Here is a 13,455-nt window from a genome sequence, read left to right on the forward strand (position 1 = left end):
GTATGTGTATGCTTTCTTAGTACTTTCGGCCACTGAATATTTAGGAAAATGGCCGATAAAAAGATTAAAAGTGCTCTGATTTCCGTTTTTTACAAGGACGGACTCGATGATATTGTAAAGGAACTTCACAAAAATGGTGTTATCATCTACTCTACCGGTGGTACGCAGGATTTTATTGAAAAATTGGGTATTCCCGTTGTTGCGGTAGAGGATTTAACTTCCTATCCTTCCATTTTGGGCGGACGTGTAAAAACCCTTCACCCGAAAGTTTTTGGAGGGATTTTGGGTCGACGTGAAAACGACGGTGACCTTGCACAGCTGGAGCAATATGAAATTCCTGAGATCGACCTGGTGATTGTGGATTTATATCCCTTCGAAGAAACCGTTGCATCGGGTGCCGGGGAATTGGACATCATTGAGAAAATCGATATAGGCGGAATTTCCCTGATTCGTGCCGCAGCCAAAAATTTTAAGGATGTGGTGATTGTTTCGTCCAGAGATTTATATCCCGATTTTTTACAATTACTTCAGTCGAAAAACGGCAGTACTTCATTGGAAGACCGCAGAAAATACATGGCTTACGCCTTTCATATTTCATCGCATTACGACACGGCTATTTTCAACCATTTCAATACCGGTTTCGATTTTCTGAAGATTAGTGTTGACCAATCGCAAGTTTTGCGCTATGGTGAAAACCCGCATCAAAAAGGCAGTTTTTATGGTCAACTTAATGCTCTTTTTGATCAGCTCAACGGCAAGGAATTATCCTACAACAATCTGTTGGATGTAGATGCAGCTGTGAATCTGATGGACGATCTGGATAATGGACAACCTGCATTCGCTATTTTAAAACACAATAATGCCTGTGGAGCAGCCATCCGCTCTACCCTGTTCGATGCCTGGACTGCAGCCCTTGCGGGTGATCCGGTTTCTGCTTTTGGCGGAATATTGATTGCCAATCAGGAAATCGACATTGCTACAGCGAGTGAAATTGACAAGTTGTTTTTTGAAGTCCTGATTGCTCCTTCTTTTTCGGAAGATGCCATGCAGGTATTAAAAGGCAAAAAGAACCGCATTTTATTGCGCCGTAAAAAAACACAGATGCCAAAACAATTGGTTCGTACTGCTTTAAATGGCTTTCTGGTACAGGATAAGGACCAAATCCGCGATAAAAAAGAGGATTATAAACTGGCCACTACCAAAGCTCCAACATCTGCCGAATTGAATGATTTGGAGTTTGCGGGTGTATTGGTAAAACATACCAAATCCAACACCATTGTATTGGCAAAAAACAACACACTTCTTGCCAGCGGTACGGGTCAAACGAGTCGTGTTGACTCTCTCCGCCAGGCCATTGCAAAAGCACAGGCCTTTGGTTTTTCACTAGAGGGAGCTGTAATGGCAAGTGATGCTTTTTTCCCTTTCCCTGATTGCGTAGAAATTGCAAAAAATGCCGGTATCACCGCTGTGGTACAACCTGGTGGATCGATTAAGGATCAGGAATCGGTGGATTATTGCAACAAGAATGGAATGGCGATGGTAATGACCGGTGTTCGTCACTTTAAACACTAATGGTTTTTACCTTGACATTCGCTTATTAATTGATTATTTTTAGAGACTCAACAAACCGGAGGATACATGGGGCTTTTTGATTTTTTTACGCAAGAGATTGCGATTGACTTAGGAACGGCGAATACGCTGATTATACATAACGACAAAGTAGTAGTGGATGAACCCTCCATTGTTGCGGTTGATCGTTCCACCAATAAAATTATTGGCGTTGGACGTAAAGCGCAAATGATGCACGGTAAGACCCACGAAAACATCAAAACGATTCGTCCCCTGAAAGACGGTGTAATTGCCGACTTCCATGCTGCGGAGCACATGATTCGTGAGATGATAAAAATGATTCACCCGAAGAAGCGATTGTTTAATCCTTCTCTTCGAATGGTGATTTGTATTCCGAGTGGTATTACCGAAGTAGAAAAACGTGCAGTACGCGACAGTGCGGAACATGCCGGAGCTAAAGAAGTTTACCTCATTCACGAACCGATGGCTGCTGCTATTGGTATTGGAATTGACGTAGAAGAACCGATGGGTAATATGATTATCGACATCGGAGGTGGTACTTCTGAGATTGCGGTAATTGCATTGGGCGGAATTGTTTGTGATAAATCCATTCGTGTTGCCGGTGATGAATTCACTTCCGACATTGAAGAATACATGCGTCGCCAGCACAACATTCTGGTTGGTGAACGTACTGCAGAGCGTATTAAAATTGAAGTCGGCGCTGCATTACCCGAACTAGAGGATGGTCCCGAAGACTATGCCGTAAGCGGAAGAGACTTAATGACCGGTATTCCGAAAGAAATTACCGTATCCTACAGCGAGATTGCGCATGCGTTGGATAAATCCATTTCGAAAGTGGAAGAAGCGATTTTAAGCGCATTGGAAATGACGCCACCTGAATTATCGGCCGATATTTACAAAACCGGTATTTACCTTGCCGGTGGTGGTGCATTATTACGCGGTTTGGACAAACGTATTTCGATGAAGACGAAATTACCGGTTCACATTGCAGATGATCCACTCCGTGCCGTTGCGCGTGGTACAGGTATTGCGCTTAAAAACATCGACCGCTTCCAGTTTCTTATCCGCGATTAAACCTGTGCTGAATGAGGAACCTGAGGCTGTTCATCGTCAAGAATTACTTCTTTTTCCTCTTCCTGGTCTTTGAGATCATGAGCATATCCTTATTGGTATCGTATAACGATTATCAACGAAGCACATTCATGAATTCTTCATCGACCATGGTTGGTTACATGATGGAAAAAAAATCGGAGTTCACCGAGTATTTCCATTTAAAAGATGCCAATCTGCAATTGATGGAAGAGAATGCCAAACTTCGTTCGATGCTGAATGAATCGCAATACGAAAAAATAAAATCGAACGAATACGTTCTCGACTCCAACAAAATTCCCCAATACACCTATCGCGCTGCTAAAGTGATAAACTCTACGGTTCAACTTCAGGATAATTTCATGACCATCAACCGCGGAAGTAATGATGGCATTCGCAAGGATATGGGTGTAACCAACGGAACTTCCATTGTAGGATTTGTAAAAGATGTTTCGCCACACTACGCAACAATTATTTCGGTACTCAATAAAAATTTCGTTTTATCAGTTAAACTTCAAAAGACCAACGATCACGGTTTGATCAACTGGGAAGGAATCGATGATAAAACCGTAGTGCTGAAAGGCATAACCGTAGATGCTCCCGTTGAACCCGGCGATACCGTGGTTACCAAAGGAAGTTCCGCCCGTTTTCCGGAAGGTGTTTTGGTGGGAACCGTAAAAGAAGTGTATCAAAAACCCGGATCGATGCACCACACCATCATTGTGAATTTAGCGACCGATTTCAGTGCTGTTTTCCATGTGTATGTAATCGAAAATCATTTACGTGATGAACAAATGGAACTGGAAGCTTCCATTAAAAACGAGGTAATAAAACCATGATCGGAGAAATTATACTCAATATTATCCGCTTTGTTTTTCTGCTACTGCTTCAGGGACTGGTATTGAACAACATCAATCTTGGTCCTTATTTTCAACCGTATATTTATATTCTCTTCATCATTGCCCTTCCTTTTGAAACGCCTTTATGGTTGTTAATTCCACTCGGATTTGTTTACGGATTATTCATGGATTCATTTACAAATACATTGGGACTACACACCTCTGCCTGCGTTTTTCTTGCATGGGTTCGTCCGCGTATTCTCCGCCTCTATTCACCACGTGAAGGCTATGATTTTAACATGCAACCTCATTTACAATCCTTAGGTTTTACCTGGTTTGCTTATTATGCGGGGACCATGATTCTACTTCATCATACGGTCTTTTTCTTTCTTGAAGCATTTCGTTTCGACGGATTTTTTCACACGCTCTTGCGAATTGTTGCTAGTGGAGCGCTCAGTCTGCTGGTAATGACAATTGCTCAATTATTGAATTTTCGAGCCACTAACCGTTAAGTCATGAGGAATTACGAAAACCGGCAATTCGTTCTTCTGCTCATTTACATTACAGTGGCAGTTATTTTCATTATTCGTTTGCTGTTTATGCAAGTGTTAACGGATAAATGGTCGGACCGTGCTGCTGAAATTTCTGAGTACAAATTATACACCTACGCCCCGCGTGGAATTATTTACGATCGTGCCGGTGAGAAATTAGTAGAGAACAAAACCTTTTACGATTTAATGGTGACCCCCCGCAAAATGAAAGAGATGGACACGCTCGCATTTTGCAAATTGGTTGGCATCAGCAAAGAAGATTTCGATAAAAAAATTGAAGCCGCAAAAAATTATTCCTTCAACATCCCATCTGAATTTGAAAAACAAATTTCTTCGGATCAGTTTGAAGTCATCTCTGAAGAACTTTATAAATACCCCGGATTTTTCGCTCAGGACAGAACCATGCGTGGATACCGGAGAGAAATTGGTGCACACGTTTTCGGTTATATCAGCGAGGTGAGTCCGGAAGACATTGAGAAAAACCCCTATTATCGTCCGCGCGATTACATTGGAAAAAAAGGCCTTGAGCAATCCTACGAAGAAATTCTGCGTGGAGAACGTGGGGTTCGTTATTTGTTGAAGGACGCCATTGGTAAAGAAAGCGGCAGTTATGAAAACGGGAAATACGATACGATGTCGGTCCCCGGAAAAAACATTTACTGCACCATTGATGCAAAGCTGCAGGAATATGGCGAATTGCTGATGCAAAATAAAAAAGGAAGTATTGTTGCCATAGAACCAAAAACGGGTGAAATCATTGCCATGGTCTCTTCACCGACCTATGCACCTTCATTAATGACGGGTCGCGAAAAAGGAAAAAACTATTATGGACTACTCAATAACGATTCTTTAAAACCACTTTACAATCGCGCCATCCAGGCGATGTATCCTCCCGGCTCCATTTTTAAAATGGCTCAGGCATTGATTGGCTTGCAGGAAGGTGTGATCGATTTTAATACCGGATTTCCCTGCGATAAAAGTTTAGTGGGTTGTCACAATCACCCCGGTGCAAGTTCGTTGAGTAAAGCCGTGCAGTATTCCTGTAATCCGTATTTTTTCCGTGCTACACAACGCATTATTCAACAGGGAAAATCGCGCAGTATTTTTAAAGATGCCGAAATGGGATTGCGGCGTTGGACTGAATACATGTATGATCTAGGTTTCGGTGTTCAGCTTGAAGTGGATATTCCTTCATTGAAAAAAGGATTTATTCCCAATGTAGAATTTTACGATAAATACTACGGAAAAGGACGCTGGGCTTTCTCCACTATTTATTCCATTTCCATCGGTCAGGGAGAAGTTTTGGTGGTCCCCATGCAAATGGCCAATTTCACTGCCATTATTGCGAACAGAGGATTTTATATCACGCCACATTTTATCCGTGGTATTGGCAAACCGGGAGAGATTCCCGAAAAATATAAAACACCGCATAAAACCAAAATCAACACCGAATATTTTGAACCCCTGGTAGAAGCCATGCGTGCGGTGGTAGAAGAACCGGGAGGAACCGCATCCAGTGCCAAGCTTCCGAACATCACCGTGTGCGGAAAAACAGGAACAGCGCAGAATCCACATGGTGAAGACCACTCTGTATTTATTGCTTTTGCTCCAAAGGATGATCCGAAAATTGCGATTTCCGTTTATGTGGAGAATGCAGGATTCGGCGGACAATGGGCTGCTCCGATTGCGAGTTTAATGATTGAAAAATACCTCACCGGAACGGTGACGGATACCATCAAAGAAAAACGCATGATTGATGCCGTAATTCTGGATGTGAAAAAGGAGAAGGCCACCACCAATGCCAAGAGTAAAAAGAGAAAAGGACTATGAGGCAAGGTGAACGTCAGTTAAGGAAAATTGACCGGGGACTCCTGGCTTTGTATCTGATTTTGGCGGTGCTAGGCATTATCAATATTTATTCATCGGCCTACAATCCGGAACATGCATTTATTCTGGATCAGAAAATGGAATATGGCAAACAAATTTTGTGGTTTGGCATTTCACTGGTGCTGGGTGGAATTATTTTTCTTCTCGAAGGAAGTTTTATCCGAAAATATTCCTTTGAATTTTACGGCGCCATGTGTGTTTTACTGGTTGCTGTTTTAATTGTTGGAGAAGAAAAAAACGGTGCTAAAGCCTGGTTTGGTATTGGTTCTTTTGGAATACAACCTTCGGAATTTGCCAAGATTGGTGTGGCGTTGGCGCTTTCTAAATATTTATCTACCGCTCAAATTCGTTTCGAAGATTTTAAAACGCGTTTGTACACGGCGATGTTTATCGGTTTCCCTGCCATGTTGATTTTATTGCAACCGGATGCCGGAACAGTTATTGTTTTCGTTTCGTTTATTCTGGTGCTTTACCGTGAGGGGATGTCGGGTAACCTTTTACTCTTTGGATTATTTGTTCTGGTATTGGGTGTATTGAGTTTAATGCTGAAAGAAAGCATTATTGAACTTCCGGTTATTCAACAAGAAGTTTCGGGTCAAACCGGTCTTATAATTATCCTATCCATCATATCTCTTTTGGTGTTTTTACTCATTCGCCAAATGATTATGAAACGAAATCGCCGTTCGGCCATCACGATTTTAATTTTAGCGTATGTGGCTTCCATTGTGATTGTGGTTGGAACCAATTATGCCTTTTACCATGTGTTACAAAAACACCAGCGTGAACGGATCGATATTACTCTGGGTCTCATTAACGATCCCGATGGTAAAGAATACAACATCAACCGTTCCATGGCGGCGATTGGTTCAGGTGGCGTTGGCGGAAAAGGTTATATGAAATCGACCCTTGCCAATAGCGGACAAAAACACGTACCGATGCAAAGTACCGACTTCATTTTTTGCACCCTGAGTGAGGAATGGGGATTTTTCGGTTCGGTTACCATTCTGTTCCTCTTCGTTTTTTTACTTATCCGTATCACCCTCATTGCGGAGCGACAGCGTTCTGCCTTTACCCGGATTTTTGCCTACTGTGTTTCCGGAATTATTTTTTTTCATATGCTCATCAACATCGGAATGGCCATCGGATTAGCGCCCGTAATTGGAATTCCACTTCCATTTTTCAGCTACGGCGGATCTTCCCTCATGGCATTTTCCATTCTAATTTTCCTCTTGCTTAAACTTGACAGTGAGCGTTTGGATGTGTTGCGTTAATTTTTTTTTCCATTTTAAACTATTTTACCGGTTCATTCGACTTAATAGCTAAACGCGTTTTATGGATTCATTAACCCAGATTGTTTTAGGCGCCGGGGTCGGCGAATTGGTACTTGGCAAAAAGGCCGGAAATAAGGCCATGCTCTGGGGTGCCATTGCAGGAACCGTTCCCGATCTGGATGTTTTTGGCGCCTTATTCACCGATCCGCTTCATGCTATGTTGAATCACCGCGGATTTATGCATTCCATTGTCTTTTGCGCGCTCTTTGCTCCTTTAATGGGTTGGTTTATTCACCGGGTGAGTAAAAACAAAAACATTAGCGCAAGAGAATGGTCCTGGCTGGCCTGGTGGTCGCTGGTAACTCATCCTCTACTGGATGCATTTACTACCTGGGGAACGCAATTGTTCTGGCCGTTCGAATACAGAGTAACCTGGAATGGCGTATTTGTAATTGATCCACTTTATACCTTGCCTTATATCGTCTTTTTAATTCTCGCTATGCGCAAAAAGAAGGATGATCCTAAGCGATTCCGTTACGCCAAACTTGGATTCTATCTTTCAACCGGATATTTGTTTTTCGGACTCGGAATGCGTCTTTACAGCACTTCGGTTTTCGAGTCATCACTCCGTGAACAAGGCATTGCATTTGATCGCAGCGATGTAAAACCAATGCCTTTTACCACTTTCTATTGGGAATGTACCGCCGAAGGGAAAGATGTATTTTATACCGGTGCCTGGAGTGTTTTCGGAAATGCTTCTGCCATTCAATACCGCTCAATTCCCAAACAGCATGAATTGGCGGATGTTATTGGATTAAGTCAACATCCCGATTATAAAGCACTGCAGCGAAATGCCCGTGGATTTTATGCATTGGAATTAAAAGGCGATACCCTCGAATTTCACGATTTGCGTTTTGGACAAACCGATGCCATAAGTTCTCACATTGAGAAGCGATCGAATTTTGTGTATCTGCTTCAACTGAAAGAAGGAAAAATCATCTTCCATCGCAAGGCTCCTGCCATTGCACAAGGATTTTCGTTTCTGGGAGAATATTTCGGAAAAGTATTCGGAAACTGATTATTTGAGTTTGTCCTTAAACACCTTTCTGAATTTGTCCATTTTCGGCGCAATTACATACCTGCAATAACCCTGATTGGGATTATTGATATAATAATTGCGATGGTATTCCTCGGCCGGATAAAATGTGGTGGCGGGACTTATCTCCGTAATAATGGGTTTATCCCATGCTCCACTTTCATTTAATTTTTTCTTATACAATTCGGCTTTTTGCTTTTGTTCTTCGCCATGGTAAAAAATAGCCGAACGGTATTGGGTTCCCACATCATTTCCCTGACGGTTCATGGTGGTAGGATCATGCGTTTGCCAAAAGACCTCCAGCAATTCGTCGAAACTAACCACCTTCGGATCGAACACTATGCGTGCTACTTCAGCGTGCCCCGTATTGCCACGACACACTTCTTCGTAGGTGGGATTTTGGGTTTGTCCACCGCAATACCCGGGCATAACGGATTTCACTCCTTTCAGTTCCTGAAACACGGCCTCTACACACCAAAAACAGCCTGCTCCAAAAACTGCCACTTCCAGGCCCTGCGCTTTCAGTGTATCTGCATTTTCCATATCCATTGCATTTAAATTTTCGTTATAATCAAACCGACAAGATACAGCTGTTAAGGGCAGAATAAGCATCAGCAATAAAAGTGAATAAAAGCTTTTCATAAATTCTATTTTGATGAATAAACGCAGAACAGACTGCTTTTGGTTTTTATTTCACTTTATTTAACAATCCGGAGCTTTTTTGGTTCAGGTTGAACCTTTGATGATGATTTTTGTACAGTTCTCCAATGTAATTGCCAACAATTGGCTTTGTATTTGCATTTTAGTTTAATTTTGAGTCTCAGTCTCTGGATATGAAAAAACTAACCATACCTTTTCTCTTTTTGTGCACCTTTTTGCATGCGCAGCAAGATGAAATCCAAGTGAAATCTACCGTTAAGGAGGTCACCCTCTACCTCAGCGGCGTACAAGAAGTTCGTCAAGCCAAAGTAAGCATTCCGCAAGGTAGCAGTGTGCTGCGTTTTACGGGACTACCCTCGGGTGTTAATCCCTCGAGCATTCAATTGCGGGGCGTTAACGAATTTGCCATTCTTTCGGTGAATTATCGTCAAAACCACCTCAGCCAGGAAGGTGCTGATCCGGAAACGGAGTCTTTACGCGACAGTTTAAATAAACTGATGTATCAACTTGAAGTTTTAAATGCAGAGAAGCTGGCCTTATCGGAAGAACGCTCCATGTTTCAGTCGAACCGGAAACTGGCCAATAACAACGGATTGATCATTGATGACCTTCATGAAATTTCTGATTTTGCATCTGAACGTATACGGGCCATTGATTTGAAACTGATGGATCACCGTAAAACGGAAACCAAACTCAATGCTTCCATTCAACGCATCAATGCAGAAATTAATCAGGTGATTAGTGGCCGACAAAAAGCTACCGGTGAAATTCTGGTTAACGTGAGTGCAAAAAAAGCAATCAGCGGTCAGGTGCAACTCACCTATTTCACCCAGGGAGCGGGTTGGTCGCCCTTTTACGATTTGCGTGCAGAGGAGGTGGGCGGACCGGTAAGTCTGGCCTACAAAGCACATGTATCTCAAATTACTGGCAGCGATTGGGAAAATGTAAAACTGACGCTTTCGACTTCTTCTCCTAATTTTTCGAATAATATTCCGGTTGTCCCTGTTTGGTACCTGGATTTTATTCAATACCGCAACTACAACAGCAATGGTGTGTACAATGGTGCCTATTCCAACACCACCCTCAATACGGAAAGCGGAAAAGCGAAAGGTGGAAATACCTATTCATGGCAACAAAATGCACAGATTTCGCAAAACGCTTTAAATACCGAATTCAAAATTGCATCCGCCTACTCGATTCCTTCGGATGGAATTGAATATGTAGTAGAAATCGGTAATTATGATTTCCCTGCAAAATACCGTTATTCCACTGTACCTAAAATGGCAGAAGATGCTTTTCTGATGGCTCGTGTTAGTGGCTGGACCGAATACAGTTTGCTATCGGCAGAAAGTAATATCTATTTTAAAGGGACTTATGTCGGCAAGTCCTACATCAACACCAATACCACCAACGATACCTTAGAATTATCGATGGGTGCAGATGAGGGTGTAGTTGTGCAGCGAAAAAATGTAAGCGACATGAGTTCGAAATCGGTGAGCGGCAATACAAAAAAGCAACAGGAAGATTTCGAAATTTCTATCCGCAATACGAAATCGCTGGCTATTGAAATTGAAATTGAAGATCAGATTCCACTTTCTTCTCAAAAGGAAATCTCGGTTGAACTACTTGAGAGTTCCAATGCTGAGTACAATAAGGAAAGTGGAAAATTAAAATGGAAAATAAAACTGGAACCCGGCGAATCGAAATCGCTGCGTTTTAGTTATCTGGTGAAGTATCCCAAAAATTTTGTAATCCAGAACCTCTAAACGAATGATTATGCGTCACTATATTTTAACCTCGCTCTTTATTTCCGCTGCATGCCTTTCTTCGTTTGCACAGGTGAAGGAAATTGAAATCAACTCCAAAGTTACGGATGTCACCATCTTTTTTTCCGGCGCACAGGTAAGCAGAACGGCCAGCCTGCAATTAAATCCGGGAACAAATATTATACGGATGAGTCGACTCTCCTACACCATGGACCCCAACTCCATTCAGGTAGAGGGCAGCAAGCAATACACCATTGTATCCGTTAATCACCGCCACAATTTTCTGCAGGATGCCGACGAATTGCCGGAAGTAAAATCCCTGAAAGATCAATTGGAAAAAGTGAATAACGACATTGAGCTGAACCGCATTGAAATGGGAGCCCTCAATGAAGAAAAAGCCTATGTGGAAGCCAATAAATCGTTTATCGGAGAAAATAAATCGATTACGGTGGATGATATGATGGACATGAGTGAATTGTATCAAAGCACGTATCGTGAATTGCTGAAACAGTTGGCGGATCTTAAATTTAAAGATCAGGCGCTCCGTAAGGAATCTGCTAAAATCACTCAGCAATTACAGCAATTACGCAGCTCTAAAAATTTATATACTTCAGATATCATCGTTAACATTTCCTCCCCTGCACGAATTACCTCCGAATTGAAATTTAAATACGTCACCGGCAATGCAGGCTGGACCCCGAGTTACGATGCAAAGACCACCGACATTCAATCGCCCATTGCCTTAACCTACAAAGCCAAGGTTGCACAAAGCACAGGTGAAGAGTGGAAGAATGTAAAACTGAAACTCAGCACCGGAAATCCTTCGAAAAACAACAACCTTCCTTCATTGGCAGTTTGGCAGATTTCGGGTTACGATTACGAAGAAGCAGAACGTCGCCGTAAAGAACAGGAACGTTCCTACAGCAATGCACGAAAAAAATCTTCGGCTGCCTATGAAACCGGTGCAGCACCTTCAGCTAAAGAGGCCAAATCGGAGACCGATGAATATATTGTGGAGGAAAGCGATAAACTAACCACCACTGCGCAATACACCACCATTGCAGAATCGTCGGTAAACACCGAGTTTAATATTTCCATTCCGTATACGATTAATGGGGACGGACAAGAATACACCGTTGAAATCGGCGATATTAAACTGGATGCCAAATACAGGTATTTTGCAGCACCAAAATATGATGCATCTGCATTTTTGGTTGGTTACATCAGTGGTTGGGAAAAACACAATTTAATTTCCGGAATGGCCAATGTGTATTTTATGGATAGTTATGTTGGTTCTTCTTACCTCAATACGCAAAGTACGCTCGACTCCATTTCATTATCATTGGGCAGAGATAAAAGTGTAATTATTGAACGCAAAAAAATTAAGGATTATTCCAAACCCAGTTTTTCAGGCGGTAAAAAGAAAGTCACTATTGGCATTGAACTCACTGTAAAAAACACCAAAAACGCAGAAATTTTGCTCGATTTGCAAGATCAGTATCCGGTGAGTCAGAATAAGGAAATAGAAGTGGAATTGATGGAAGAAGCCGGAGCAACCGTGAAAAAGGAAATAGGCGGATTGTTTTGGGTATTGAATCTAAAACCCAATGAAAGCAAAACCATACGATTTGTTTATTCGGTAAAATTCCCGCAGGATAAAGACGTTGCCAACTTTTAACGCTTCGTATTCATTGGAAATTCCGGTAAAACAACATCTGCAACAGCTTACGGATCTTCTTTCCATTGAAAAGGAAGAAGACCACCGGCAATACCTGGAGCAATTTACGCGTGCAGGCATTCAGGAGCGAAGAAAAAATGGCGTTACCTGGTATCCCATTCGTGTTTTAAGCGAAGAAATGGGAATGGGCGATTATGCCGTTATTGAAATCGAGCGAACGCAAGGCCAGGACGAAGCACATCAATTCGGATCGGGAAAAGTGATTGAATTATTTTCGAATCACGACGAAAAAGATTCCTCCAATAAAGTGAGCGGAACAATTAAAAACGTATGGGGAAACCGTATGCGTATTGTGCTCAACAACGATGAAATTCCCGACTGGGCCGACCGCGGTAAACTGGGTATTAACCTGATGTTCGATGAGAACAGTTATCGCGAAATGCTCTTTGCATTACAGAAAGTTGCTGAAGCAGAAAAAAACCGATTGGCTCACCTTCGTGATGTTATTTTCGGAATAAAAAAAGCTTCTTTCGATCGCGAAGTTCATAGTAAAACTCCGAGTGGTGGTTTAAATGAATCGCAAATGGAAGCATTGCGTTTGATTGAAAGCGCAGAGGATGTTGCCCTGGTGCATGGTCCGCCCGGTACCGGAAAAACCACCACATTCATTGAGGCGATTCGTCAAACCTTAATGCATGAAAAACAAGTATTGGTTTGTAGCCCGAGTAATGTTGCGGTGGATCTCCTCACCGAAAAATTGGTCCGCCAAGGAATTCACGTTTTACGTTTAGGTAATCCTGCCCGCGTATCGGAAGATGTCATGAACAACACCCTTGATGCGCGCATGATGAATCATTCTTCGTACAAGGAATTAAAAGAATACCGAAAACGTGCAGAAGAATTTTTTGCAATGGCCAAAAAATACAAGCGTCAATTTGGAGCAGCAGAACGGGAGCAGCGTAATTTATTATTTAGCGAAGCCAAGCAATTATTGAAAGAAGCTACCGTATTGGAAGATTACATTCAAT

The 13,455-nt window shown here is 42.2% G+C and carries 11 protein-coding genes; 10 read left to right on the top strand and 1 reads right to left on the bottom strand.

Features of this window, described 5'->3' with window-relative positions:
• The first annotated feature begins 48 nt into the window (after window positions 1-48).
• The 7 genes from purH (at window position 49) to K1X56_06945 (ending at window position 8,305) form a co-directional block, all read left to right on the top strand.
• Window positions 49-1,572 carry a bifunctional phosphoribosylaminoimidazolecarboxamide formyltransferase/IMP cyclohydrolase gene (purH, locus tag K1X56_06915; GenBank protein ID MBX7094431.1) on the top strand — a complete coding sequence of 508 codons (1,524 nt, stop codon included), beginning with the start codon at window positions 49-51 and terminating at the stop codon, window positions 1,570-1,572.
• A 66-nt stretch (window positions 1,573-1,638) separates the two neighbouring features.
• Entirely contained in the window at window positions 1,639-2,664 is a 1,026-nt protein-coding gene (locus K1X56_06920) for a rod shape-determining protein (protein ID MBX7094432.1), read from the top strand.
• Window positions 2,665-2,675: 11 nt separating this feature from the next.
• Entirely contained in the window at window positions 2,676-3,518 is an 843-nt protein-coding gene (gene mreC, locus K1X56_06925) for a rod shape-determining protein MreC (protein ID MBX7094433.1), read from the top strand.
• Window positions 3,515-4,030 carry a rod shape-determining protein MreD gene (locus tag K1X56_06930; protein MBX7094434.1) on the top strand — a complete coding sequence of 172 codons (516 nt, stop codon included), beginning with the start codon at window positions 3,515-3,517 and terminating at the stop codon, window positions 4,028-4,030. The genes mreC and K1X56_06930 overlap by 4 nt, the downstream gene beginning before the upstream one ends.
• A gap of 3 nt (window positions 4,031-4,033) precedes the next feature.
• Entirely contained in the window at window positions 4,034-5,899 is a 1,866-nt protein-coding gene (mrdA, locus tag K1X56_06935; protein MBX7094435.1) for a penicillin-binding protein 2, read from the top strand.
• Window positions 5,896-7,227 carry a rod shape-determining protein RodA gene (gene rodA, locus K1X56_06940; protein MBX7094436.1) on the top strand — a complete coding sequence of 444 codons (1,332 nt, stop codon included), beginning with the start codon at window positions 5,896-5,898 and terminating at the stop codon, window positions 7,225-7,227. The genes mrdA and rodA overlap by 4 nt, the downstream gene beginning before the upstream one ends.
• Window positions 7,228-7,288: 61 nt before the next feature.
• Window positions 7,289-8,305: a metal-dependent hydrolase gene (locus K1X56_06945; GenBank protein MBX7094437.1), complete on the top strand. Its 1,017-nt coding sequence runs from the start codon at window positions 7,289-7,291 to the stop codon at window positions 8,303-8,305.
• Here the strand turns inward: K1X56_06945 and msrA are convergent, their stop codons facing one another.
• The gene (msrA, locus tag K1X56_06950) at window positions 8,306-8,965 is read right to left on the bottom strand and encodes a peptide-methionine (S)-S-oxide reductase MsrA (protein ID MBX7094438.1); all 660 of its coding nucleotides are present in this window, start codon (window positions 8,963-8,965) and stop codon (window positions 8,306-8,308) included.
• 191 nt (window positions 8,966-9,156) lie between these two features.
• Here msrA and K1X56_06955 point away from each other — a divergent pair, with 191 nt between their 5' ends.
• The 3 genes from K1X56_06955 to K1X56_06965 all read left to right on the top strand — a co-directional run.
• The gene (locus K1X56_06955) at window positions 9,157-10,749 is read left to right on the top strand and encodes a DUF4139 domain-containing protein (GenBank protein MBX7094439.1); all 1,593 of its coding nucleotides are present in this window, start codon (window positions 9,157-9,159) and stop codon (window positions 10,747-10,749) included.
• Window positions 10,750-10,759: 10 nt separating this feature from the next.
• Complete coding sequence (locus K1X56_06960) at window positions 10,760-12,427, top strand: mucoidy inhibitor MuiA family protein (protein ID MBX7094440.1); 1,668 nt, start codon at window positions 10,760-10,762, stop codon at window positions 12,425-12,427.
• Window positions 12,414-13,455 (top strand): AAA family ATPase (locus K1X56_06965; GenBank protein MBX7094441.1); only part of this gene is annotated, 1,042 nt, incomplete at its 3' end. The genes K1X56_06960 and K1X56_06965, both read left to right, overlap by 14 nt.

This window comes from Flavobacteriales bacterium, assembly GCA_019694795.1.
GTDB lineage: Bacteria > Bacteroidota > Bacteroidia > Flavobacteriales_D > UBA2798 > UBA2798.